This is a genomic window from Xenorhabdus griffiniae (genome assembly GCF_015163655.1).
In the GTDB taxonomy this organism is placed as follows: Bacteria; Pseudomonadota; Gammaproteobacteria; order Enterobacterales; family Enterobacteriaceae; genus Xenorhabdus; species Xenorhabdus griffiniae.
The window spans coordinates 55,209-81,440 of record NZ_JADEUF010000002.1 but is presented as its reverse complement, the minus strand read 5'-3'; the positions used below and the strand labels follow the sequence as shown (position 1 = coordinate 81,440).

Genomic DNA, 26,232 nt, shown 5'->3' with positions numbered 1-26,232 from the left:
ATTACTTTTAATAGCAAGATGTTTAGGGGGCGAAACGGTTTCAGATTTTTGCCGCAGATGCCCCATGTAAATCTGGTGGATCTTGCAACGGCAGAAGAAAATGAAAACTGGTTCCCCCTTTTTGATTATTAGCTGCCCATATCTTTCCACCGTGGATTTCAATAATGGATTGGCAGATCGCCAAACCTAGCCCGACACCAGGTATCGCTGATTCTTTACTGGTGCGTGAGAATTTATCAAAAATCAGTTTTTCTTGTTCTGGTGGAATTCCTGTGTTTGTATCCCAGATTTCAATATGCACCTGTTTCTGAGCAGTTTTTTCCTCGATTGTAGCTTGTATGCCTAAAGGAGTCTGTTCACTGGTATATTTAATGGAATTTTCCAGCAGGTTGATAAAAACACGTTCCAGTAAGGTGGCATCACAATGCAGCAATACATTGTTGGGTAAAGAAAGTGCTACAGTATTGCGATTGAGGGTATGTTCCAAAGAACGCAAAGCACTGCTGACAATTTCTTCCAGTGGACACCATTCAAGGTTAAGTTGAATGCCACCTGATTGCAGTCGTGCCATATCAAGCAGGTTATTGACCAGTCGCGAAAGGCTGAGAATTTGCTGGCGAATTTGATTAACTTGTTGGGTATGGGGCGAATTTTCTGTCGATAAATCCAACATCAGTATTTCAGCCTGCCCGAATAGTACAGTCAACGGAGTAAGTAAGTCGTGAGATAGGGCTGCCAGCAATGAATTACGCAGTTGTTCCCGCTCAGTTTCTAACCTGGCAGATTCTGCGCTGCGGGTCAGGTGCAAGCGTTCCAGCGCATTGGCAATAAGTCCCGTGAAGATTTGTAATAGCCGCTGTTGTTCCGGTACTAGTAACTGGCGCTGGTTAGGGGATTCAATGGCAAGAACGGCAAAAACCTGCGAGGGCGTAGCGATAGGCAATAATTGATAAGGGACGCCCGGTAATGTATCAGTGCCCGCTCCGGCAGGTTGTTTTTTCTCAAAACACCATTTGGCGATTGCTTCATCGATCTGCATCTGACCACCATTATGGGATTTCACTTGATATAAACGCTGATTGTTATCTGGCAGCAGCAGGCCTGTTTTTGCCTGAAAGCTGTTGGATAGAAAGTAATAGCTGATACGCGCTACGTCTTCTTCATTCAGGGCCTTGCTCAGTGTACGGGTTATTTCATATAGGTGCCGTGTTCTTTGTTCGCGATAACGGGCTACTCTGGCTTGATAGCGTATACCTGCGGTAAGGTTGCCAACAACAGCCCCGACAATCAGCATGACGGCCAGTGTGAGCAGATATTGAATGTTTTTGACTTCCAATGACCAACGTGGTTGGACAAAGAAAAGATCAAAACTAATGACATTGACAAAAGCAGCAAAGACAGATGGCCAACGACCATAAAACAGCGCGATAATGACAACACCGAGCAGATAAAGCGCTACCAGGTTGGCTTTGTCAAGGGTCAGCAAGAAAGTGCGGGAAAAGAGGGTAATGAGGGCGCAGAGTACGATAGCCATCAAAAAACCCTGAATCGGGGCTCGCCATTTATCATTGAATGTTCGGTTATCTTTTGGCTCTTTGTCGCCGTTTTTTTTATCTTCCAACGCAACAATAATCAAATCTAAATCAGGACCGAGCTTTCCCAGACGCTCTGAAAAGTCACGATACCATTTAAAGCCGAAGAAATTTACCTGTGAATTGTAATAGCGGCCAATAAGAATTTTACCCAGATTATGCTCTCTGGCGTAGCGCAGGACGGCTTTTTCTTCATCGGAATCAGAGAGTGTTGCGGTTTCAGCGCCCAGATCTTGTGCCAGCTTTAAGGCTTGCAAAATGGTACGTCGTTTGCCTTCTGGCAATCGATGTAGTTTGGGGGTTTCAACGTAAACAGCATGCCAGGTGCAGTTGAGTTTTGCTGCCAGGCGAGCGGCTTTTCGAACCAGTTTTTCATTGCCGGCGTTGTAGCCAATGCACAGTAGTAAATTCTCTTGCGTATGCCATACGGGTTCTTTTCCTCGCGTATCACGAAAAGCGCGCATTTGGTCATCTACGCGATCTGCCGTGCGGCGTAACGCCAATTCACGCAGGGCAATCAGGTTCCCTTTGCGAAAAAAATGTTCAATGGCACGTTCGGCCTGACCTGAAATATAAACCTTGCCGTCATTGAGCCGTTGACGCAAATCATCAGGTGGAAGATCGACCAGAACAACATCATCGGCCTGATCAAAAATATGGTCAGGAACGGTTTCCCGCACGCGAATACCGGTAATGCCGCCGACAACATCATTCAAACTTTCCAAATGTTGCACATTGATAGTTGTCAGTACATCAATGCCTGCTTCCAGTAATTCTTCAACATCTTGCCAGCGCTTCGGATGGCGGGAACCTTTAGGGTTACTGAATGCCAGTTCATCCATCAGAATAATGGCCGGATGGCGGGCAAGGGCGGCATCAATATCAAATGCCGCTATCCGGCGTTCATTATGGCGGAAATATTTTGCTGGTAATCGGGGTAACCCTTTCAATAAGGCTGCGGTTTCTGATCGATCATGGGTTTCAACAACACCGACAATGACATCTAGCCCCTGCGCCAACAGCCGTTGAGCTTCTTGCAGCATGGCATACGTTTTGCCGACGCCCGCACAAGCACCGAAAAAGATTTTTAGTTTACCGCGGGGCTTTTCGTTTGCCAGTGTCAGCAATTCATCAGGATCAGGGCGCTGTGGTTCATTGTGTTCCATATTCTGATCTGCCTTTTGGGTCCAGGTTATCTAACGCCAGATTCAGTTCCAGTACATTGACTATGGGTTGCCCCATATATTCCAGCAGGGGATATTGAATGTGTTGCTCAATGAGGTTATGGATGATAGCAAGTGGCATATGACGGGCTATCGCCACTCGTTGTGCCTGGAATTCTGCTGCTTCAGGGGATATATGGGGATCTAACCCGCTACCCGATGCCATGATTAAATCAACAGGAATTGGATAGGTTGCGGGATGGTTAAATAAACGTACCTGGATAATGTTTTGGTGTATTTTGCTGCTCAGTTCAGGGTTGGTTACTGCGAGATTACTGCCTCCAGATGACAGCGTGTTGTACGGTTTTTCAGTTGTCATGGAAGGCCGCCCATGAAAATAGATGGATTTGGTAAAATTCTGACCAATTAATTCAGAGCCAACCAGTTTGCCATTCTGCTCTATTAGCGATCCTTTAGCCTGATAGGGAAATAAAAATTCTGCTATTCCCGTCACCAGTAATGGATAGGCTATTCCCGTGATTAAACTAAGCAATACCAGCAGAACAATGGAAGAACGTAACCAGATCATTTTTATCACCTTATTTGAAGCACCGATTTTTAAGTATGCTGTAGTGAAAAGATCGTTAGTTAAACATTAAGACAGTGAGCAATATGTCAATAAGCTTGATACCCACAAAAGGTACAAGCAGGCCACCAAGTCCATAGAGCCATAGATTCCGGCGCAAGAGTGACAATGCATTCATTGGGCGATAACTGACACCCTTTAGGGCCAATGGTAGTAAAAAGATGATGATTATCGCATTGAAGATAACCGCAGACAGTACCGCCGATTCTGGAGAATGCAGGTGCATGATGTTTAACACATTAAGTTGTGGGTACGTTACGGAAAAAGCCGCGGGAATGATGGCAAAATATTTAGCAATATCATTGGCAATACTGAATGTGGTTAAGGCTCCGCGGGTCATTAGCATCTGTTTGCCAATATGGACAACTTCGATCAACTTGGTGGGATTAGAATCCAGGTCAACCATATTGCCAGCCTCTTTCGCCGCTTGTGTGCCTGAATTCATGGCAACAGCCACATCTGCTTGTGCCAGCGCTGGTGCATCGTTTGTACCATCACCTGTCATGGCAACCAGACGTCCTTCTGATTGATATTGGCGGATAAGGGCAAGTTTCGCTTCGGGAGTGGCTTCTGCCAAAAAGTCATCAACGCCTGCTTCGGCGGCAATTGCAGCGGCTGTGAGATGATTGTCACCTGTGATCATGACAGTCTTGATCCCCATTTTACGCATTTCACTGAAGCGTTCTTTAATTCCGCCTTTCACAATATCTTTTAAGGCAACAACACCCAAAACTTGTTGGTTCTCAGCAACAACTAAGGGTGTTTCCCCCTTATGTGCAACTTGCTGTACCAGTTGGTCAATCACATCCGGGAAATGGCTGTGATTAGCTTCAATATGGCGACGAATAGCATCGACCGCGCCTTTGCGGATCATGCGATTACCAATATTGACTCCACTCATGCGCGTCATTGCGGAGAAGGGGACAAATGTGGCATTTAATTCCCGTAGATCGCGTTCACGCATATTGAAACGTTGTTTTGCCAGGATCACGATACTGCGTCCTTCCGGTGTCTCATCCGCGAGAGAAGAGAGTTGAGCTGCATCAGCCAATTGCCGTTCCGTTACGCCCGGTGCGGGTAAAAATTGGGACGCCTGACGATTTCCTAGTGTGATAGTGCCCGTTTTATCGAGTAGTAAAACATCGACATCCCCAGCGGCTTCAACGGCCCGACCGCTGGTAGCAATAACGTTGGCTCCCAACATCCGGCTCATACCTGCAACGCCAATAGCTGACAGTAATCCACCAATGGTGGTGGGGATCAGGCAAACCAGTAAAGCAATCAATACCGTAAGTGTAATAGGCGCGCCAGATTGGTTAGCCTGAACGCTAAACAAGGAAAAAGGCAGCAGGCTGACACAGACCAGCAGAAAAATAATGGTCAGTGCAGTGAGCAGAATGGTGAGGGCGATTTCATTGGGTGTTTTACGTCGTCTGGCACCTTCAACCATTGAGATCATTCTGTCTAAAAAGGTTTCTCCCGGATTGACGGTGCATTCGACGATTAACCAATCTGATAAAACTCGCGTCCCACCAGTGACAGAGGAAAAATCGCCACCGGATTCGCGGATAACTGGCGCTGATTCTCCGGTAATAGCACTTTCATCAACGGAGGCTCCTCCTTCAAGGACTTCTCCATCACAAGGAATAATTTCTCCGGCTTCCACCAATACAATATCGCCTTTGCGCAAGGTGTCAGAAGTGACTTTTTCTTTTGCGGCCTCACGGTTGGATGATGCTAGTTTGATTGCCCAATTAGTTCTTTTTACCCCTTTCAGACTGGAGGCTTGAGCCTTGCTACGCCCTTCAGCCAGTGCTTCTGCAAAGTTGGCAAACAGTACGGTAAACCATAACCAGAGAGCAATGGCACCAGTAAAAAGTGCGCTACCCGTTAGTTGTCCCATTAATAGGCCAATCCATAAGATGGTGGTCAGGCAACTTCCCACATAAACGACGAACATGACCGGATTGCGCCATTGTTGAGCCGGATGACATTTTTTTAACGAATCGATAAGTGAACGGCGAATTAAAGTCGGTTCAAATAATACTTGTTGTTTATTTTTCATGCGCTACCTCACACTCTTACGGCCAAAGTTGTAGATGTTCTGCGATAGGGCCAAGAGCCAGAGAAGGAATAAACGTAAGGGCACCAATCAGTAAAATGACCAGAATTAATAGTCCAATGAAGAGCGAGCCGTAAGTCGGTAAGGTGCCATTGCTAATTGGCTGGCGTTTTTTATTAACCATAGAACCGGCGATTGCCAGAACGGGCAGAATGATACCAAAGCGGCCAAGAAGCATGATGACGCCTAACAATAGGTTGTAAAAGATATTATTGGCATTGAGTCCGGCAAAGGCACTGCCGTTGTTGTTGGCTGCGGATGAGAAAGCATAAAGCACTTCGGTGAAACCATGAGCACCGGGATTTGCAATAGCGTTGCGGCCTGCATCGATTGAAATTGCCAAAGCCGTGCCTAATAAAACAAGCGAAGGCGTGATTAAAATTGCCAGTGCGACCATTTTCATATCGTAGACATCGATTTTTTTGCCTAAGTATTCTGGTGCGCGGCCAATCATTAAGCCCGCAATAAATACAGCAAGCAGAACGAACAGTAATATGCCATAAAGACCAGAACCCGCCCCACCGAATATGACTTCCCCGATTTGCATCAACCAGAGCGGTATCATGCCACCCAGTGCGGTAAAGGAATCATGCATCGCATTTACGGCACCGCAGGAAGCGGCTGTCGTCACAACGCTATAGAGCGAAGAGGCCAGGATGCCAAAACGAGTTTCTTTGCCTTCCATATTAAAATGGTTACTGATATTGGGATGTATGAGCTGGGCATTACCTGTGGTTTCGGCATACATCACAACGCTGGTGGCAATAATGAAAATGATGCTCATTGCCCATAGCAGGGCATATCCCTGACGGTTGTCGCCAACAACTAGACCGAATGCGAAGCATAATGCACAAGGAATTAAGAAAATAGCCAGGATCTGGACAAAGTTGCTAAGTGAAGTTGGGTTTTCAAATGGATGGGCTGAGTTGGCCCCAAAAAAGCCTCCGCCATTAGTTCCTAAAAGTTTTATCGCCTCTTGGGAAGCGACTGGCCCCATAGGGAGCCATTGTTGTTGTCCCTCAAGAGAATGGATAAGGACATAGGGCGAAAAGTTTTGGATAACCCCTTGGCTGACAAAGAATAAAGCCACAATGATTGCAAGCGGAAGTAAGAGGTATACAGTGATACGTGTAATGTCTATCCACGCATTTCCTACTGTTTTAGTGCCTTGACGGGAAAGTGCCCGCATTAAGGCAAAAGCCACAGCAATTCCCGTTGCCGCAGACAGAAAATTCTGAACAGTCAATCCGGCCATTTGGCTCAGGTAACTGAGGGTATTTTCTCCGCTATAAGCTTGCCAATTGGTATTAGTGATAAAACTGATCGCGGTATTAAGTGCCAGATCCCATCTCATGCCAGCAAAATGTTGTGGATTCAGTGGCAGGTGACCTTGGCTGATCAACAGTGTAAACAGTAATAATAATCCGGCGATATTGAAGATGAGAATGGTGAGAGCATACTGCCACCAGTTCATTTCTTTGACATTGCTGCCCGGTTTTTGCAGGCCGCAACAACGCCATAAGATGGTTTCTGTTTTGGTTAGCCAGTAAGGTAGCTCTCCTTCGACGAGCCGAGCAATCAGGATACCAAGCGGTTTACCCAATAGAAATAGTATGAGCAAGAAACTGGCAATCAATAAAAAAGCGGATGTTGCCATTTAGAAATCCTCCGCATTCAATAACGCATAAATGAGATAGCCCAGCAATAGCGTCACCAAAAAAATGCCAAGGATCAGGAAGATATTCATGTGGTGTATCTCCTTGCTTATTTCTTTAAGAAATAGTCAGTTACAGCATAGAAATACCATACAAAGAAGTTATTAAAAGGTTCCTGAAAGCGTAAAAAAAGTATAAATGATCTGTGGAATTCATCGACAAAACATCATAAAGCAAGTGTAGCAAACTATGCTGAGTTAATTTTTTGTTTTCACTTTGTTTGTTTTGTTTCTGTTTAAGTGTAATTTTGTAATTAAATTACGAAATCAGAGAAAAAAGTGATTTATACCACTAAAAAAGTGGTCGGATGAGTAGTAAGTTTTCATTTTATCAGATAAAATTTTACGCATATTACAGGTTAAGCCCATGAGGGGGTATCAATGTCTATATATCGTGCATACTCTTGGCATCAGGTTCTCTTGCGACGTATTGGCGCTATATCACTGGGTGTCATTGCGCTTCCTGTTATGCTGTTTCGTCGTGATCGTGCCCGTTTCTATAGCTATCTGTATAAAGTATGGCGAAAAACCAGTGATAAGCCAGTATGGCTGGAACGTTCAGAAATGACTTTAGAGACTCGAAATCGCTAAAATGGCATGATGACTGAGCCTAATCAGGCATACGCATTAAACTTCAAGTTACAACACTCGATGAAACCTGATTTCTCCCCCGCTTCGCGGGGAGAAATCAAACGCATCTTGAAGTGAGATTGATATAACATCTTGGCACCTTGTCGGTTTATGCTGGCAAGGTGTTTTGTTTTATATTGGATTTATACGCATTAAACTTTAAGTTGCAATTTACAACACAATATGAAATCACACGCATCTTGAAGTGATAACCAATCTATTTTGACTTAATCCATGGCAGGTATGTATTTTATGATGAAGAAAATGCTAAGTGACAAGGAGAATGTGATGAACAATGTTGAATTGGAGCATGTGCTCAATACGGAATTGAAGATCCGTGAATTTCAAGATTACGCTCCCAATGGATTACAAGTGGAAGGCCGCCCTCATGTTCAACGGGTAATTACAGGCGTGACAGCCTGTCAAGCATTGTTGGATAAAGCTGTTCGCCTTGAGGCAGATGCTGTCATCGTTCATCATGGATATTTTTGGAAGAATGAATCTCCGGTTATCCGTGGCATGAAGCGTCGCCGTTTGCAAACACTGCTTTGTAATGATATCAACTTGTATGGTTATCATCTTCCGTTAGATGCCCATCCTGTTTTAGGTAACAATATCCAATTGGCCCGTCAGATGGGTGTGAAAGTTATCGGTGAGATTGATACTCTTCTTCCTCATGGTGCTTTTGATCAACCTATTACACCGACAGAATTGACTGAACGTCTCGAAAAAAGCCTGAAGAGAAAGATACTGCATTGTGGTGATAATGCCCCCGAAGAGATCCGCACGCTGGCATGGTGTACAGGTGGTGGTCAAGGTTTTATCGAACAGGCGGCAGAGTTTGGTGTTGATGCCTTTGTGACAGGAGAGGTATCAGAAAAAACAATCCATGTTGCCCGTGAAATGGGACTGCATTTTTTTGCGGCAGGGCACCATGCGACAGAGCGCTATGGTATCAAAGCACTCGGTGAATGGCTGGCGAATAATTATGGGTTGGATGTGACTTTTATCGATATTCCTAATCCGGCTTGATTTTTTAGAAACCTGATTTCTCCCCGCGAAGCAGGGAGAAATCACACGCATCTTGACGTTAGATGGGTATATAGCTTCTGGATTTTATTTCCATTTCGGGACGTGGGGCTTTTTATTTTGAAAGAGAGATAAAACAATCATTGCGATCCCACAACATATTAATACGCAGCCTAATGCCTGACTCCAGCCTGCCAATGCCAAACCAAGCCCCAGCAGCGAATAGTAAAACAACCCAAGTAAAGCACCGGCTGTACCTCGCCTATCTGAATAGTTAGTTAATGCAGAAGCTAAAATATTCGGGATCGCCAACCCATAAGCGATGACTATTCCCAATATTGGAAAAATAAAGAGCCAGCTATTTTCGAGCAAATAGACACCGATCCCACTGAATAAACTGATTAATGAAGCAAGGGTAACTACTTGGATTGATACCCATTGATGCTTTAATAGATATTTGTTTAATAGTGAACCTAATCCAACGCCGAAAGTTAATAACAAACCAGTATAACCAAATACTTTCTGTGATAATCCGAATTGTTGGAAACGAAATGGCGCTAATTGGTAATAGCTGAACAAACAAATATTGAAAAGTGCGGTCAAAAAGGCATTTCGCCAAATTGAAATATCTTTAATCATCATAATTACTGTGCTAAATAAAGCCACCTTTGTTATATCAGTTGGTCGAGTTTCTGGTAATCGGGTAATAGACCAACAGGTCAGGATAACGGCCAGAATAACTAACCCAGCAAAGACCGCTTTATAGCCAGCAAAATAGTTCAATGTTGAACCACTGAGCATGCCAATGGCAGGGCTGATGGCTAAGGCAATACCCATAACAGAAAAGACACGTGTTAACTCTTCCCCACGATAAGTATCACGCATAATAGTCTGTGTGCCGACAGAGCCAACTGCGGCTCCGAAAGCAGACAGCATTCGGGCAATGAGCAATAACCAAAATTGTTGTGTCAATAATGCCAACAGGGAAGCGAGGCCATAGAGTGATAGACCAGTAATAATAGTTGGGCGCCTGCCAATGACATCACACATACGTCCCCATACGACAACACCAAGAGCAAAAGCAAAAAAGTAAAGTGATAGTGTTTGGGCGGCTTGCTCTGGGTTGACGGAAAATCCAGCGGCAATATTGATTAATGCGGGACTATAGATGGTTTCTACGATCTGTGGGAACATCATCAAGGCAATAGCGAGCCAGATTGATGGTTTATTTTGCATGATTTTTTTCTTTTTGCTGATAAGTCATGGTTTGAAAGGTTAGCATTATGGCCGTTGTCTTTTTATGATAATAAAGACTATTTGTTTATTTAATCGGACATTAAATCAGAAGGAATAAACATGGCATGGCTGCAACAACGTGATTATTTTGATCCTGATAGCTTGGATATGCCTGTAATAGGGATCGCAGCAGAGATGGGGCAACACGATTCTGGCTTTCACCAACATGATATGGGGCAATTATTGTTTACCCAACGGGGCTGTATCAAGATTACCTTGGCAAACCAGATTTCTGTTCTGCCGCCAACCAGAGTGGCATGGCTTCCTCCCAGGATACGGCATCGGGCAGAAATGCGTGGCTCTGTAGGTTATCGTTCTATTTATTTAAATTCCAGTTACTTGGAGTTTTCTGAAATGGCATTGCTTCCGACGCAAAGTGAAATATTAGAAGCCACGCCACTATTACAGGCACTTTTGGAGCGTATCGCGATATCTTCTTTTGATTCTGATTGGTATCAGGGAAAAGAAGCAAATTTGTTAGCACTGTTTTTTGATGAGATCCGTGAGGCACGTAGGGAACCAACTTTATTGCCGTTACCTTCTGATCGGCGTTTAGCATATTTATCATTTGATCAATTGCCGCCACCATTACACAGTCTGGCGACTTATATTGGTGCCAGTGAGAAAACCATTACTCGGATATTTCAGCGTGAAACAGGAATGAATTATCAACAATGGCGGCAGCAATGGCGATTGGTAAAGGCAATAGAGTTATTGGCACAGAATAAAACGTTATCCTATGTTGCACAGGAACTCGGTTTTGCCAATGATAGTGCATTTGTGACATTTTTTCGCAAAATCATGGGAAGGCCGCCAAGGGAATATATGGCGGGTTCAGAGAGATAAAACAAAACTACACCTCTAATATCAGAATAAAAAACTGACATAAGAGGTGCAGAAATACACTATTCAAAATGTGCCAGAATATGAATAGTGTTATTGATTCAATTATTTTTTCAGCTGGCTCTTGAAATCGCGTTTCGAGTGACCAGTATAAAGCTGGCGCGGACGTGCGATCTTCAAGCCTTCATCGTGCATTTCATTCCAGTGTGCAATCCAGCCAATAGTACGGGCAATGGCGAAAATCACGGTGAACATGGTCGATGGAATACCCATAGCTTTCAGGATGATGCCTGAATAGAAGTCGACGTTTGGATACAGTTTTTTCTCAATGAAGTATGGGTCATGCAAGGCAATACGCTCTAATTCCATTGCCACTTCCAGCAGACTGTCATTCAGACCAAGCTCATTGAGTACTTCATGGCAGGTTTCACGCATCACTGTTGCGCGAGGATCATAGTTTTTGTAAACACGGTGACCAAAGCCCATCAGGCGGAAAGAATCATTTTTGTCTTTGGCGCGAGCGATGAATTCAGGAATGTGTTCGACAGTTTGGATCTCTTCCAACATCCGCAAGCAGGCTTCATTTGCTCCACCATGCGCTGGCCCCCAAAGGGATGCAATACCCGCAGCAATACAAGCAAATGGGTTGGCGCCAGAAGAACCCGCAGTACGTACCGTTGAAGTTGAAGCATTTTGTTCATGATCTGCATGCAGAATGAAAATGCGATCCATCGCGCGTTCTAAGACTGGATTAACTTTATACTCCTCACACGGTGTTGAGAACATCATGTACAGGAAGTTAGCCGCATAAGATAGATCGTTACGTGGATAAACGAAAGGCTGTCCAAGAGAATATTTGTAACACATTGCCGCAACAGTTGGCATTTTGGACAGCAGGCGGTAAGCAGTAATTTCACGGTGGCGAGGATTATGGACATCCAGCGCATCATGATAGAAGGCCGCTAATGCGCCTGTCACACCACAAAGTACAGCCATTGGATGGGAATCACGGCGGAAACCATGGAACAGACGGGTGATCTGTTCGTGGATCATAGTATGGCGAGTCACCGTAGTTTTAAATTTTTCGTATTCTTCGGGAGTGGGAGGTTCGCCATATAGCAGAATGTAACAGACTTCCAGATAGGTCGATTCCGTTGCAAGCTGATCGATGGGGAAACCACGGTGTAGCAAAATGCCTTCATTGCCATCAATATAGGTGATTTTCGACTCACAGGAAGCAGTGGAAGTAAAACCTGGATCATAAGTATAGAAGCCTTTTGAGCCGAGGGTACGAACGTCAATCACTTCAGAACCTAGGGTCGGCGTTAGTACGTCTAGTTCGATAGCAGCTGAACCATTTATGTTCAACGTAGCCTTTTTATCAGCCATTTATATCTCCTTAGCGCTTATTTTTATAACCCCTAACAACCAGATAGGCGCAATTTATACTGTGCCGAAGGCATTGTGCTACCGGAGAGAATTTAAAATCAGGCTGGTATCACATTTAACGCTGAAATCTCATTACGGATGACAATGGTTTTCAGGTTGTTAAAAAGTTTTTGGAAGTTATGTTTAAAGTATTATTGACATAAAATGTTATCATTTTGTGCTTATATGATACTTTTGCATAACTTTTATTTTTCGTTAAGATTAATTTTGCATCATAAAATGATGGCAAATAATATATAACGACATATATGTAAGATAAATGTTTAATCTTTGTCAAACAAGATTGTTAATTTCATGAAAAATGTTTGAAGCGTGATCTTTCTCACTGTTCAAGCTAAATGTTAATAATCATATTGTGTGGCAATTGTAATAACAATGTGAAGTACTTATACTTCTGACAGGTCTCCGGATTATCCTGATGTAGGAGCACCCAGCGTAACCAAATCACAACTTTTGATGAACAGTAGGGATTGTTTAAGTTAATTATGTTGTGTCTTTGTATCCTCTTCGCGCTGTCTGATTCCCGCCCAGGACCGGAGGATGGAAAATAAAAAAAGCTTTGTGGGCAAAATTGTGAAAAAACAAAGACCTGTCAACCTTGATCTGCGGACGATTAACCAACCCGTCTCCGCGATAGCATCGATCTTGCACCGTATCTCAGGCGTCATCACCTTTATCGCAGTTGGCATTCTACTGTGGTTATTGGGGATGTCTCTGTCTTCGCAAGAAGGCTTCCTGCAAGCATCTGAAATCATGACTGGCTTCTTCGCCAAATTTATCCTGTGGGGGATATTGACGGCACTGGCTTACCACATTTGTGGAGGCATTCGCCATGTGTTGATGGATTTTGGTTTCCTGGAAGAGAATCTTGCTACCGGTAGTGCATCTGCCAAAGTAGCAATAGCAATCGCGGTTATTCTGTCTATTCTGGCTGGGGTATTATTATGGTAAGCAACGCATCCGCTTTGGGTCGTACAGGTATTCAGGATTGGCTGCTACTGCGCGCATCCGCAATTATTATTGTTTTGTACGTCCTCTATCTTGTCAGTTTTGTCGCAACAACGTCGGATATTACCTATGAAGTCTGGCGGGGTTTCTTTTCTTCATCTCTCACTAAAGTATTCACTGTGTTGACGCTGCTTTCTATTCTGGTTCATGCGTGGATTGGAATGTGGCAGGTACTGACAGATTATGTCAAACCGCTCGCACTGCGTCTGGTTTTGCAACTGGTGATTATCGTAGCGCTGTTAACTTATTTGATTTACGGAACAATTGTGGTGTGGGGTGCATAAATGAAACTGCCAGTAAGAGAGTTTGACGCTGTTGTTATTGGTGCTGGCGGCGCAGGTATGCGTGCTGCACTGCAAATTTCACAAATGGGTTTATCTTGTGCTTTGATTTCCAAAGTGTTCCCAACTCGCTCCCACACTGTATCAGCACAGGGTGGGATCACTGTTGCGTTGGGCAATTCCCATGACGATAACTGGGAATGGCACATGTATGATACGGTGAAAGGTTCCGATTATATTGGTGACCAGGATGCCATCGAATATATGTGTAAGACTGGCCCAGAAGCTATTTTGGAGCTGGAACACATGGGGCTGCCATTCTCCCGTCTGGATGATGGCCGTATTTACCAACGCCCATTTGGCGGGCAATCCAGAAATTTTGGTGGCGAGCAGGCTGCTCGTACTGCCGCCGCCGCTGACCGAACTGGCCACGCTCTATTACATACTCTGTATCAGCAGAATCTAAAAAACCACACGACTATTTTCTCCGAATGGTACTCGTTGGATCTGGTTAAGAATCAGGATGGTGCAATTGTCGGTTGTACCGCGATTTGTATCGAAACCGGTGAAGTGGTCTATTTCAAAGCTAAGGCGACTATTTTGGCAACCGGTGGTGCTGGTCGTATCTTCCAATCCACAACTAATGCGCATATCAATACCGGTGATGGTGTGGGGATGGCATTACGTGCGGGTGTTCCTGTTCAGGATATGGAAATGTGGCAATTCCACCCAACAGGTATTGCTGGCGCGGGTGTTCTGGTTACGGAAGGTTGTCGTGGTGAAGGTGGCTACCTGCTGAATAAAGATGGTGAGCGCTTTATGGAGCGCTATGCGCCAAATGCTAAAGACCTTGCTGGCCGTGATGTAGTCGCACGCTCTATGATGATCGAAATCCGTGAAGGTCGCGGCTGTGAAGGCCCATGGGGTCCGCACGTTAAACTGAAGCTGGACCATCTGGGTAAAGAAGTATTGGAATCTCGCCTGCCAGGTATTCTTGAATTATCCCGTACTTTCGCCCACGTCGATCCAGTAAAAGAACCAATCCCTGTTATCCCAACCTGTCACTATATGATGGGGGGTATCCCAACTAAGATCACAGGTCAAGCGCTGACAGTCAATGAAAAAGGCGAAGATGTAGTTATCCCTGGTTTGTTTGCTGTGGGTGAGATTGCTTGTGTCTCTGTTCACGGTGCAAACCGTCTGGGGGGTAACTCACTGCTTGACCTGGTGGTATTTGGTCGCTCCGCAGGCTTGCATTTGAAAGAGTGTCTGATGGAACAGGGTGCTAGCCGTGATGCTAGCGAATCTGATGTCGATGCGGCTCTTCAACGTCTGAACCGTTGGAATAATACCCGTTCAGGTGAAGATCCAGTGGAAATCCGCAAAGCATTGCAAGCTTGTATGCAGCATAATTTCTCGGTATTCCGTGAAGGTGATGCGATGGCAAGAGGACTGGAAGAGCTGAAAGTGATCCGTGAACGTCTGAAAAATGCTCGTCTGGATGATACTTCATCAGAATTCAATACCCAACGCATTGAATGTTTGGAATTGGATAACCTGATGGAAACGGCTTATTCAACTGCGGTTGCTGCGAATTTCCGTACAGAAAGTCGTGGTGCCCATAGCCGCTTTGACTATCCAGAGCGTGATGATGCTAACTGGCTGTGCCATAGCCTCTACTTACCGCAAACTGAGAGCATGACTCGTCGTGAAGTGAATATGCAGCCAACGCTGCGTGAAGCTTTCCCGCCGAAAGTGCGTTCTTACTAATTGCATTGCTGATGTTCCAGTTGCGGAGAAATAGATTATGAAACTTGAATTTTCAATTTATCGTTATAATCCAGATGTCGATGATGTACCTCGTATGCAGGATTACACACTGGAAGCAGAGGAAGGGCGCGATATGATGTTGCTGGATGCGCTTATCCAGCTAAAAGAGCAAGATCCAACCTTGTCATTCCGCCGTTCTTGTCGTGAGGGGGTTTGTGGCTCTGATGGCGTGAATATGAACGGTAAAAACGGCTTGGCATGTATTACCCCCATTTCAGCGCTGCGCCGTGGCAATAAGAAAATCGTTATTCGTCCATTACCTGGTTTGCCTGTGGTGCGTGATTTGGTTGTTGATATGGGGCAGTTCTACGCGCAATATGAGAAAATCCGTCCTTATCTGATTAATGATGGTAAAAATCCACCTGCGCGTGAGCACCTGCAATCACCAGCACAGCGTGAAAAGCTGGATGGTTTGTATGAATGTATCTTATGTGCCTGCTGCTCAACGTCCTGTCCATCATTCTGGTGGAATCCGGATAAATTTATCGGGCCGGCTGGTCTTTTGGCGGCATACCGTTTCCTGACTGACAGCCGTGACACAGAAACAAGTTCACGATTGGATAATCTGAATGATGCATTCAGTGTGTTCCGTTGTCATGGAATTATGAATTGCGTCAATGTATGTCCTAAAGGATTGAATCCGACCAAAGCGATTGGTCATATTAAATCTATGTTGCTGAAACATAGTGCATAGCAAAATAACAATTTGCACATAAATAACACATAAATAGTGTGTAAATAGTGCATATAATGTTGCCCTCCACAATTTTGAAATAAATATCAAATCAGTGGAGGGCATTAAAGAATGAAAAATGATAAATTGCCTGCTGCTAAAGACGAAGTCTGTTTCTAAATAAAGGGATCTTTAAAAACTGATATTCGGTTTTTAAAGGTTCCTTGAAGGGTAGGAAAACCCATAGAAGAACATGCATTAAGCACGTCCAAATGAACCTTTTATCAACACCGCTAATTAAGCGGTATTTGTTAACCACGGCGAAAACTAAAGCTTTTAAAGCTTAAGGGATCACAATGCAGAACGGCGCAATGAAGGACTGGCTGGACTCAAGCTTTCTGGCTGGTGCAAACCAGTCTTACATAGAGCAAATCTATGAAGACTATATAACCGATCCTAATTCTGTTGATGCAAGTTGGAGAGAAATTTTCCAACAATTACCGGAAGCAGGACTTAGCGGCGAACAACTTCACTCACAGACACGCGATTATTTCCGTCGTCTGGCAAAGGATGCCACGCGTTACCACACTTCAGTCAGCGATCCAGCAATGGATGCAAAACAAGTCAAAGTATTGCAGCTCATCAATGCATTCCGCTTCCGCGGACACCAAAATGCAAACCTTGATCCATTGGGATTATGGAAACAGGAACCTGTACCCGATCTTGATCCTGCTTTCCATAATTTAACAAAAGCGGATTTTGAAGAAACGTTTAATGTAGGCTCTTTTGCCATTGGCAAAGAAACCATGAAATTGGCTGATCTGTATGACGCGTTGAAACGCATTTATTGCGGTTCAATTGGTGCGGAATATATGCACATCACCAATACGGAAGAAAAACGTTGGATCCAACAACGTCTGGAATCAGTGACAGTCAGTTCACAGTTTAGTGCAGAGGAAAAGCGTCGTTTCCTGAAAGAATTAACATCAGCGGAAGGTTTGGAACGCTATTTAGGCGCTAAGTTCCCAGGGGCGAAACGTTTCTCCCTGGAAGGTGGCGATGCACTTATCCCTATGTTAAAAGAGTTGATCCGCCACGCAGGTAAACAAAGTACCCGTGAAGTGGTTTTGGGGATGGCTCATCGTGGTCGCCTCAACGTATTGGTCAATCTCTTGGGTAAAAAACCGGTAGATCTGTTCGATGAATTTGCGGGTAAACACAAAGAGCATCTGGGTACAGGCGACGTAAAATACCATCAAGGTTTTTCGTCTGATTTTGAAACCGAAGGTGGTTTGGTACATTTGGCTCTGGCCTTTAACCCATCTCACCTTGAGATTGTCAGCCCTGTTGTTATCGGTTCTGTACGTGCCCGCCGTGATCGTCTTGATGAAGGTCGCAGTAACATGGTGCTGCCGGTCACCATCCACGGTGATGCCGCAGTCACAGGGCAGGGGATTGTTCAGGAAACGTTGAACATGTCTCAGGCTCGCGGTTATGAAGTTGGCGGTACTGTTCGTATCGTAGTGAATAACCAGATTGGTTTCACCACGTCTAACCCGAAAGATGCTCGTTCAACACAGTATTGTACTGATATTGTGAAAATGGTTCAGGCGCCAATTTTCCACGTTAATGCAGATGATCCGGAAGCGGTTGCATTCGTCACACGTCTGGCGCTTGACTTCCGTAATACCTTCAAACGTGACGTTATGATCGATCTGGTCTGCTACCGTCGTCACGGTCATAACGAAGCTGATGAGCCAAGTGCAACTCAGCCACTGATGTACCAGCAAATCAAAAAACAACCAACTGCACGTAAGATCTATGCAGATAAGCTGGTAGCGGAAGGTTTGCTGGAAGCCAATGACGTTACTGAGATAACGAACCTGTACCGTGATGCACTGGATCATGGTGAATGTGTTGTCGATGAATGGCGCCCAATGGGGCTGCACTCGTTTACATGGGAACCCTACTTAAACCACGAATGGGATGAAGAGTATCCACATCAGATGGATATGAAACGCCTGCAAGATCTTGGCAAAAGCATCAGCACTGTTCCTGCCAAAGTGTCAATGCACTCACGTGTTGCGAAAATCTATAGCGACCGTGCAGAAATGGCTAATGGCAATAAATTGTTTGACTGGGGTGCTGCGGAAACATTGGCTTACGCGACCTTGGTTGATGAAGGTATTCCTGTCCGCATCTCTGGTGAAGATGCGGGACGTGGTACTTTCTTCCACCGTCATGCTGTTATTCATGACCAAAACAATGCTTCTGTTTATGTGCCGTTGGCGAATATCCACAATGGACAGGGTGTATTTAAAGTATGGGATTCTGTCCTTTCAGAAGAAGCTGTATTGGCATTTGAATACGGTTATGCAACAACTGAACCTCGTGTTTTGACGATTTGGGAAGCCCAATTTGGTGACTTTGCTAACGTGGCTCAGGTTGTGATTGACCAATTTATCAGTTCTGGCGAACAGAAATGGGGCCGTATGTGTGGCTTGGTTATGTTGCTGCCACATGGCTATGAAGGTCAGGGACCAGAGCACTCATCGGCACGTCTGGAGCGTTATCTGCAACTGTGTGCTGAACAAAATATGCAGGTTTGCGTACCATCGACTCCAGCTCAGGTTTATCACATGCTGCGTCGTCAGGCTCTGCGTGGTATGCGCCGTCCGCTCATCGTGATGTCACCGAAATCACTACTGCGTCATCCATTGGCTGTGTCTACTCTGGATGAATTAGCACATGGCAAATTTGAGCCAGTGATTGGTGAAATTGACGCTTTAGATCCAAAAGGTGTTAAGCGCGTTGTGCTTTGTTCTGGCAAAGTTTATTACGATCTGCTGGAACAGCGTCGTAAGAACGAACAGACCGATGTTGCTATTGTGCGTATTGAACAGCTGTACCCATTCCCACGTCAACATCTGCAAGCTGAACTTGAGCAGTATGCCCATGTTCATGACTTCGTCTGGTGTCAGGAAGAGCCACTGAACCAAGGGGCTTGGTATTGCAGTCAACATAATTTCCGTGAAGCAATCCCATTTGGGGCTTCTTTACGTTATGCAGGTCGTCCGGCATCTGCTTCCCCAGCTGTGGGATATACGTCTGTTCACCAGCAGCAACAGCAAGCACTGGTTAATGACGCACTGAACGTTGAATAAATTAAGGATAGAAAATGAGTAGCGTAGAAATTCTGGTCCCAGACCTTCCTGAATCTGTTGCAGATGCCACTGTGGCAACGTGGCATAAAAAACCAGGTGACACCATAGAGCGTGATGAAGTGCTGGTTGAAATTGAAACGGATAAAGTGGTTTTGGAAGTACCAGCAAGTGAAGCCGGTGTTTTGGAATCCATTTTGGAAGAAGAGGGCGCCACTGTACTGTCCAGGCAACTATTAGGTCGTATCCGTTTAGGTGACAGCACGGGTATACCTGCCGAAGTAAAAGCTAAAACAGAGGCAACACCAGCACAGCGTCAGACTGCGTCTTTGGAAGAAGAAAGCAACGATGCACTAAGCCCTGCTGTCCGTCGTCTGATTGCAGAGCATGATTTAGATCCTGCTGCCATTAAAGGCAGTGGTGTTGGTGGCCGTATTGTGCGTGAGGATATCGAGAAATATGTCGCTGCGAATAAAAAAGTGAGTGATAAGCCTGTTACATCTGCTGAACAGCCATCTTTATTGCCACACCGCAGTGAAAAACGTGTTCCAATGACGCGTCTGCGCAAGCGTGTTGCAGAACGTTTGCTTGAAGCGAAGAACAATACGGCAATGTTGACGACTTTCAATGAAGTCAACATGAAGCCAATTCAGGAATTGCGCAAGCAGTATGGCGATGCATTTGAAAAACGTCATGGTGTACGTCTGGGCTTTATGTCTTTCTATGTGAAAGCGGTTGTTGAAGCGTTGAAACGCTATCCAGAAGTGAACGCTTCCATTGATGGAACGGATGTGGTTTACCACAACTATTTTGATATCAGTATTGCTGTATCTACACCACGTGGCCTGGTTACACCGGTATTGCGTGATGCAGATGCATTGAGCATGGCTGACATTGAGAAAAGCATCAAAGAGCTGGCTATCAAAGGCCGCGACGGTAAACTGACTGTTGAAGAACTCACTGGCGGTAATTTCACCATTACCAACGGCGGTGTTTTCGGCTCTCTGATGTCCACCCCGATCATTAACCCACCACAAAGCGCGATCCTTGGTATGCATGCCATTAAAGATCGCCCAATGGCTGTAAATGGTCAGGTTGAGATCCTTCCGATGATGTACCTGGCACTGTCCTATGACCACCGTCTGATTGACGGTCGTGAGTCAGTCGGCTTCCTAGTGACCATCAAAGAAATGCTGGAAGATCCAACACGTTTGCTGCTGGATGTATAGCATCACTATCGGCGGAGAGTGTGAATTCCGCCAAGTCTGAAGTAGTACGACGTTGATGTAAAAATATATGCAGGCCAGCCCCAAGGGGCTGGTCATATCCAGAGCAACAAAATAGAAGGTAATTTACCTTTCTTAAATTAAATTATGGATAGAACATCATGAATTTACACGAGTATCAGGCAAAACAACTTTTTGCACGGTATGGTTTACCAGCACCTGCTGGCTATGCTTGTACCACACCGCGCGAAGCAGAAGAAGCAGCATCCAAGATTGGTTCAGGTCCTTGGGTCGTTAAATGTCAGGTTCATGCAGGTGGCCGCGGTAAAGCGGGTGGCGTGAAAGTCGTCAGCAGTAAAGAAGATATCCGCACTTTTGCTGAACAATGGCTGGGTAAACGACTGGTAACTTACCAGACAGATGCACAGGGGCAACCTGTCCATCAGATCTTGGTGGAAGGGGCTACCGATATTGCCAAGGAGCTGTATCTTGGGGCTGTTGTTGATCGTGGTACACGTCGTGTAGTGTTCATGGCCTCTACTGAAGGTGGCGTCGAAATAGAAAAAGTGGCAGAAGAAACGCCTGAGTTAATTCATAAAGCCATTATCGATCCCCTCTCTGGCCCTATGCCGTATCAAGGCCGTGAATTGGCGTTCAAACTTGGTTTGACGGGTAAACAAGTTGGTCAATTCACCAAGATTTTCTTGGGATTGGCTAACTTGTTCCTAGAGCGTGATTTGGCATTGGTCGAAATCAACCCTCTGGTGATCACAACGCAAGGTGATCTGGTTTGTTTGGATGGAAAATTGAGTGCTGATGGTAATGCGATGTTCCGTCAGGCTGAATTGCGTGAAATGCACGATCCTTCGCAGGAAGATCCACGTGAAGCTCAGGCTGCACAGTGGGAACTGAATTATGTTGCGCTGGATGGCAATATTGGTTGTATGGTGAATGGTGCAGGTCTGGCAATGGGAACGATGGACATTGTCAAATTGCATGGTGGTGCACCGGCAAACTTCCTTGATGTGGGTGGTGGTGCCACAAAAGAGCGTGTTACCGAAGCATTTAAGATCATCTTGTCAGATGAAAATGTTAAAGCTGTTTTGGTTAATATCTTTGGTGGTATTGTCCGCTGTGACTTGATTGCTGACGGCATTATTGGTGCGGTGGAAGAAGTGGGTGTTAACGTACCGGTAGTCGTTCGTCTGGAAGGAAACAATGCCGAACTGGGTGCTAAAAAGCTGGCGGATAGCGGTTTGAACATCATTGCCGCTACCAGTTTGACTGACGCAGCTAAACAGGCAGTAGCCGCAGCGGGGAATAAATAATGTCTATTTTAATCGATAAAAACACCAAAGTGATTTGTCAGGGTTTTACTGGCAGCCAGGGGACTTTTCACTCGGAACAGGCGATAGCCTACGGTACTCAAATGGTGGGTGGCGTAACACCAGGTAAAGGTGGCACTGAGCATTTAGGATTACCTGTATTCAACACCGTACGTGAAGCCGTTGAAGCAACGGGTGCAACCGCTTCTGTAATCTATGTTCCGGCACCATTTTGTAAAGATTCCATTCTGGAAGCGATTGATGCAGGCATTAAACTGATCATCACTATTACAGAAGGCATCCCAACACTCGATATGTTGACCGTTAAGGAAAAGCTGGATCAAGCTGGTGTTCGTATGATTGGTCCTAACTGTCCGGGAGTCATTACTCCTGACGAATGTAAGATCGGTATTATGCCTGGTCATATTCACAAGTCAGGTAAAGTGGGTATTGTTTCTCGTTCAGGCACACTGACTTATGAAGCGGTTAAACAGACCACAGATGCTGGGTTAGGGCAATCTACCTGTGTTGGTATCGGTGGTGATCCAATCCCAGGTTCAAATTTCATTGATATTCTGCAACTGTTCCAGGAAGATCCACAGACAGAAGCGATTGTCATGATTGGTGAAATTGGTGGTACAGCCGAAGAAGAAGCTGCGGCTTACATCAAAGAACATGTGACTAAACCGGTTGTTGCTTATATTGCGGGTGTGACTGCACCTAAAGGTAAGCGCATGGGCCATGCCGGAGCGATTATCGCAGGTGGTAAAGGGACAGCAGACGAGAAATTTGCTGCCCTGGAAGCTGCGGGTGTGAAGACAGTACGTAGCCTTGCAGACATTGGTGATGCTGTAAAAGCGTTATTGGTATAAAGATCACAAAATAAACTCTTTTTATAGAAAAAGGCTGCCTTGGGGTGGCCTTTTATTTTTATTTATAATATTAACAGTAGGTTAGTCATTTATAAGATCAGTTTTTTTTCAATTTAATTGAGTTGGATTTTAGTAAAATCTATTTATTTGATTAATTAAATTGGAAATATCGGAAAAATATATTTTTTAAAGAATGAAAACGAAAAGTTAATTTTCTAATGCGTTTTACAGCAAAAAATAAATTACGAGTCATTGCAAATAACAACTTATTAACACTAAATAAACTATAATGAAATAATAACTGTAAAGCTTAACAAAATAAGGAAAAAATTGACTAAAATCAATTTATTACTCTGGATTGTATTCGCTAAACTTGATTAAATTGATCTAGTATATATAGGCATTAACCTAAGAATGTATAGTATTGTTGACCTATATTCAGAATTCTAAGCTGAGTCACGTAAAAGCTATTTATTGTATGTGAATATAGGCGTAATATTATTGTGGTATCTATTGAGTTTTTTGATTTTGTAATAATTCATTGTTGTGTTTGAGGCATTTATTGCTGGTAGTTACGAGACTTTCGTTTTACGAAGTCGGGTTGCCGCAAGTCGGTGTCTTCCTGCTAGGAGCAAGGAGTCAAGATGTTTGATATTGTCGAACTGTCACGATTACAGTTTGCCTTAACTGCTATGTACCATTTTCTATTCGTCCCATTAACGCTCGGTATGGCGTTTTTGCTTGCGATCATGGAAACGGTATATGTCCTTTCTGGCAAACAAATCTATAAAGATATGACAAAATTCTGGGGTAAGTTATTTGGTATTAACTTTGCCTTGGGTGTCGCAACGGGCTTGACCATGGAGTTCCAGTTCGGAACCAACTGGTCATATTTCTCACATTATGTTGGTGATATTTTCGGTGCGCCTTTGGCCATCGAAGGTCTGATGGCATTCTTCCTCGAATCCACATTCGTTGGTCTGTTTTTCTTCGGGTGGGATCGACTGAGTAAGAAACAACACTTGGCGGTTACCTGGCTGGTTGCATTAGGCTCTAACTTCTCTGCATTGTGGATCCTGATTGCGAATGGTTGGATGCAAAACCCGATTGCGTCTGACTTTAACTTCGAAACCATGCGAATGGAGATGGTGAGCTTCAGCGAACTGGTACTTAACCCAGTGGCACAGGTGAAATTTGTCCATACTGTTGCCGCCGGTTATGTGACAGGGGCTGTTTTTGTGCTAGGCATCAGCTCTTACTATCTGCTTAAAGGGCGCGATTTGGGGTTTGCTAAACGTTCTTTTGCGATTGCAGCGAGTTTTGGTATGGCTGCGGTACTGTCTGTCATTGTTCTGGGTGATGAATCTGGATATGAAATGGGGGACGTGCAGAAAACCAAATTGGCAGCAATTGAAGCAGAGTGGGAAACCCAGCCACCTCCAGCTTCATTCACGCTGATTGGTCTTCCCGATCAGGACAAAATGGAAAATAAATACGCTATCCAAATTCCTTACGTTTTAGGTTTAATTGCTACCCGCTCTACAGATACACCGGTTGTTGGTCTGCGTGATTTGATGAGCCAGCATGAGCAGCGTATCCGTAATGGCATCAAGGCTTATGAATTACTGGAAGAACTGCGTGCAGGTAATGTTGATCCGAATGTTCGCAGTGCATTTAATGAAAGTAAGAAAGATCTTGGTTATGGCATGCTCGTGAAGCGTTATACCCAAAACGTAGCTGATGCGACAGAAGAGCAAATTAAAGCCGCGGCGAAAGACTCTATCCCACGTGTAGCACCACTCTACTTTGCATTCCGTATCATGGTTGCTGCTGGTTTTATCATGTTGTTGGTTATCGGCTTGTCGTTCCTGAGTGTTCTCCGTAACCGTATCGGTCAACATAAATGGCTGTTACGTGCGGCATTGTTCAGTATTCCATTGCCATGGATTGCCGTTGAAGCTGGTTGGTTTGTCGCAGAATATGGCCGTCAGCCATGGGCGATTGGTGAAGTGTTACCAACGGCTGTCGCGGCTTCAACACGCAGTGTCGGTGATCTGATTTTCTCAATGGTGCTGATTTGTGGTCTGTATACTTTGTTCTTGATCGCAGAGATGTTCTTGATGTTCAAATTTGCCCGTCTTGGCCCAAGCAGCCTCAAGACTGGACGTTACCATTTTGAGCAAAAAACCGCTTCTTCAGCGAATAATATTGGGTAAGCAGGAGTCCACTTATGCTTGATTATGATGTATTACGATTTATATGGTGGCTGCTGATTGGTGTGTTACTGATCGGTTTCACGGTGACTGATGGTTTCGATATGGGAGTGGGTATCCTGCTGCGGATCATTGGTAAAAATGATACCGAACGCCGTATCATGATTAACTCAGTTGCCCCGCACTGGGATGGTAACCAGGTTTGGTTAATTACCGCGGGTGGTGCCCTGTTTGCCGCATGGCCGATGGTATATGCCGCCGCTTTCTCTGGCTTTTATGTGGCCATGATTCTGGTTTTGGCTGCTCTGTTTTTCCGTCCGGTTGGCTTCGATTACCGTTCAAAACTGGAAAGCAGCAAATGGCGTAATATGTGGGATTGGGGGCTGGTTATCGGTAGCTTCGTACCTGCATTGGTTATCGGAGTGGCATTCGGTAACTTGCTGCAAGGCGTACCGTTGGCGGTAGATTCTTACCTGCGTGTCTCCTATGAGGGTTCATTCTTTGGATTGCTAAACCCTTATGGTTTGCTGGCAGGGGTGATTAGCCTGATGATGATTGTGACGCAAGGGGCAACGTATCTGCAAATGCGTACAACAGGCGAACTGCACTTGCGCTCCCGTACTGCAACCCATGTTTGTGCTGCGATAACGGCAATTGCGTTCCTGCTGGCAGGGATATGGCTGATTTATGGCATTGATGGTTATGTTGTCACGGGAGGCTTGGATGTTAATGCGGCATCCAATCCGTTACATAAAGAAGTTATCCAGCAAGCAGGCGCATGGCTGACCAACTTCAATAACTATCCTGTTCTGTGGGCTATACCTGTGTTGGGCGTATTGCTCCCACTGCTGACTATACTGGCTACCTGGATGGATAAAGGTGCTTGGGCATTCTTATTCTCATCCCTGACAGTCGCTTGCATTATCCTGACTTCAGGGATTGCTATGTTCCCGTTCGTGATGCCATCAAGCATTGATCCGAATGTCAGTCTGACTATGTGGGATGCGACATCCAGTCAGTGGACGTTGCAAGTTATGTTCATTGTTGCACTTATCTTCGTTCCTATCGTGTTGTCTTACACCATATGGTGTTATTACAAAACCTTCGGGCGTTTGGATAAGAACTACATTGATAACAACAAACACTCACTGTACTAAGG

Annotated in this window: 20 protein-coding genes; 13 read left to right on the top strand and 7 right to left on the bottom strand. The window is 44.9% G+C overall.

Translation table 11 applies throughout. The features are described 5' to 3' along the window. Nucleotides 1-40 precede the first annotated feature (40 nt). The 5 genes from kdpD to kdpF are packed head-to-tail and all read right to left on the bottom strand — an operon-like array spanning nt 41 to nt 7,270. Nucleotides 41-2,758, bottom strand: a complete 2,718-nt coding sequence (gene kdpD / locus IQ211_RS01160; protein WP_189758105.1) for a two-component system sensor histidine kinase KdpD — start codon at nt 2,756-2,758, stop codon at nt 41-43. After that, nucleotides 2,745-3,344 (bottom strand): potassium-transporting ATPase subunit KdpC, encoded by a 600-nt coding sequence (gene kdpC / locus IQ211_RS01155; protein ID WP_189758106.1) that lies wholly within the window; start codon nt 3,342-3,344, stop codon nt 2,745-2,747. Before kdpC ends, kdpD begins: the two co-directional genes overlap by 14 nt. Nucleotides 3,345-3,399: 55 nt before the next feature. Then, nucleotides 3,400-5,466, bottom strand: a complete 2,067-nt coding sequence (gene kdpB / locus IQ211_RS01150) for a potassium-transporting ATPase subunit KdpB (protein WP_189758107.1) — start codon at nt 5,464-5,466, stop codon at nt 3,400-3,402. Nucleotides 5,467-5,482: 16 nt separating this feature from the next. Then, nucleotides 5,483-7,180, bottom strand: a complete 1,698-nt coding sequence (gene kdpA, locus IQ211_RS01145; protein WP_189758108.1) for a potassium-transporting ATPase subunit KdpA — start codon at nt 7,178-7,180, stop codon at nt 5,483-5,485. Next, the gene (gene kdpF, locus IQ211_RS01140; RefSeq protein ID WP_065814091.1) at nt 7,181-7,270 is read right to left on the bottom strand and encodes a K(+)-transporting ATPase subunit F; all 90 of its coding nucleotides are present in this window, start codon (nt 7,268-7,270) and stop codon (nt 7,181-7,183) included. A gap of 348 nt (nt 7,271-7,618) precedes the next feature. Between kdpF and IQ211_RS01135 the strand changes: the two genes are divergently transcribed. Together IQ211_RS01135 and IQ211_RS01130 are read left to right on the top strand one after the other, a co-directional pair. Next, nucleotides 7,619-7,828 carry a YbfA family protein gene (locus tag IQ211_RS01135; protein WP_189758109.1) on the top strand — a complete coding sequence of 70 codons (210 nt, stop codon included), beginning with the start codon at nt 7,619-7,621 and terminating at the stop codon, nt 7,826-7,828. A gap of 327 nt (nt 7,829-8,155) precedes the next feature. Further along, entirely contained in the window at nt 8,156-8,899 is a 744-nt protein-coding gene (locus tag IQ211_RS01130; protein ID WP_189758172.1) for a type 2 GTP cyclohydrolase I, read from the top strand. 84 nt (nt 8,900-8,983) lie between these two features. Here IQ211_RS01130 and IQ211_RS01125 read toward each other — a convergent pair whose 3' ends face one another. Beyond that, a complete protein-coding gene (locus IQ211_RS01125) occupies nt 8,984-10,132 on the bottom strand; it encodes a multidrug effflux MFS transporter (protein ID WP_189758110.1) in 1,149 nt (382 codons plus the stop codon). A gap of 120 nt (nt 10,133-10,252) precedes the next feature. Here IQ211_RS01125 and IQ211_RS01120 point away from each other — a divergent pair, with 120 nt between their 5' ends. Beyond that, complete coding sequence (locus IQ211_RS01120; protein ID WP_189758111.1) at nt 10,253-11,038, top strand: AraC family transcriptional regulator; 786 nt, start codon at nt 10,253-10,255, stop codon at nt 11,036-11,038. 102 nt (nt 11,039-11,140) lie between these two features. Here the strand turns inward: IQ211_RS01120 and IQ211_RS01115 are convergent, their stop codons facing one another. Then, on the bottom strand, nt 11,141-12,424 hold the full coding sequence (locus IQ211_RS01115) for a citrate synthase (RefSeq protein WP_189758112.1): 1,284 nt from the start codon (nt 12,422-12,424) through the stop codon (nt 11,141-11,143). A 621-nt stretch (nt 12,425-13,045) separates the two neighbouring features. Between IQ211_RS01115 and sdhC the strand changes: the two genes are divergently transcribed. The 10 genes from sdhC to cydB all read left to right on the top strand — a co-directional run bounded on the left by sdhC (nt 13,046) and on the right by cydB (nt 26,230). Beyond that, a complete protein-coding gene (gene sdhC, locus IQ211_RS01110) occupies nt 13,046-13,435 on the top strand; it encodes a succinate dehydrogenase cytochrome b556 subunit (protein WP_074022583.1) in 390 nt (129 codons plus the stop codon). Beyond that, entirely contained in the window at nt 13,429-13,776 is a 348-nt protein-coding gene (gene sdhD / locus IQ211_RS01105) for a succinate dehydrogenase membrane anchor subunit (RefSeq protein ID WP_189758113.1), read from the top strand. Before sdhC ends, sdhD begins: the two co-directional genes overlap by 7 nt. Then, nucleotides 13,777-15,543 (top strand): succinate dehydrogenase flavoprotein subunit, encoded by a 1,767-nt coding sequence (gene sdhA, locus IQ211_RS01100; RefSeq protein WP_189758114.1) that lies wholly within the window; start codon nt 13,777-13,779, stop codon nt 15,541-15,543. It abuts the gene before it with no gap. Between the two features lie 37 nt (nt 15,544-15,580). Beyond that, the gene (locus tag IQ211_RS01095) at nt 15,581-16,297 is read left to right on the top strand and encodes a succinate dehydrogenase iron-sulfur subunit (RefSeq protein ID WP_189758115.1); all 717 of its coding nucleotides are present in this window, start codon (nt 15,581-15,583) and stop codon (nt 16,295-16,297) included. Between the two features lie 335 nt (nt 16,298-16,632). Then, a complete protein-coding gene (gene sucA / locus IQ211_RS01090; protein ID WP_189758116.1) occupies nt 16,633-19,440 on the top strand; it encodes a 2-oxoglutarate dehydrogenase E1 component in 2,808 nt (935 codons plus the stop codon). A gap of 14 nt (nt 19,441-19,454) precedes the next feature. After that, nucleotides 19,455-20,666 carry a 2-oxoglutarate dehydrogenase complex dihydrolipoyllysine-residue succinyltransferase gene (gene odhB, locus IQ211_RS01085; protein ID WP_189758117.1) on the top strand — a complete coding sequence of 404 codons (1,212 nt, stop codon included), beginning with the start codon at nt 19,455-19,457 and terminating at the stop codon, nt 20,664-20,666. Nucleotides 20,667-20,824: 158 nt separating this feature from the next. Beyond that, nucleotides 20,825-21,991, top strand: a complete 1,167-nt coding sequence (gene sucC / locus IQ211_RS01080; protein WP_189758118.1) for an ADP-forming succinate--CoA ligase subunit beta — start codon at nt 20,825-20,827, stop codon at nt 21,989-21,991. Then, complete coding sequence (gene sucD, locus IQ211_RS01075) at nt 21,991-22,860, top strand: succinate--CoA ligase subunit alpha (protein WP_099131146.1); 870 nt, start codon at nt 21,991-21,993, stop codon at nt 22,858-22,860. Before sucC ends, sucD begins: the two co-directional genes overlap by 1 nt. A gap of 644 nt (nt 22,861-23,504) precedes the next feature. Beyond that, nucleotides 23,505-25,076, top strand: coding sequence for a cytochrome ubiquinol oxidase subunit I (cydA, locus tag IQ211_RS01070; RefSeq protein ID WP_189758119.1), 1,572 nt, complete (start codon nt 23,505-23,507; stop codon nt 25,074-25,076). A 14-nt stretch (nt 25,077-25,090) separates the two neighbouring features. Beyond that, the gene (gene cydB, locus IQ211_RS01065) at nt 25,091-26,230 is read left to right on the top strand and encodes a cytochrome d ubiquinol oxidase subunit II (RefSeq protein ID WP_189758120.1); all 1,140 of its coding nucleotides are present in this window, start codon (nt 25,091-25,093) and stop codon (nt 26,228-26,230) included. Nucleotides 26,231-26,232: the final 2 nt, after the last annotated feature.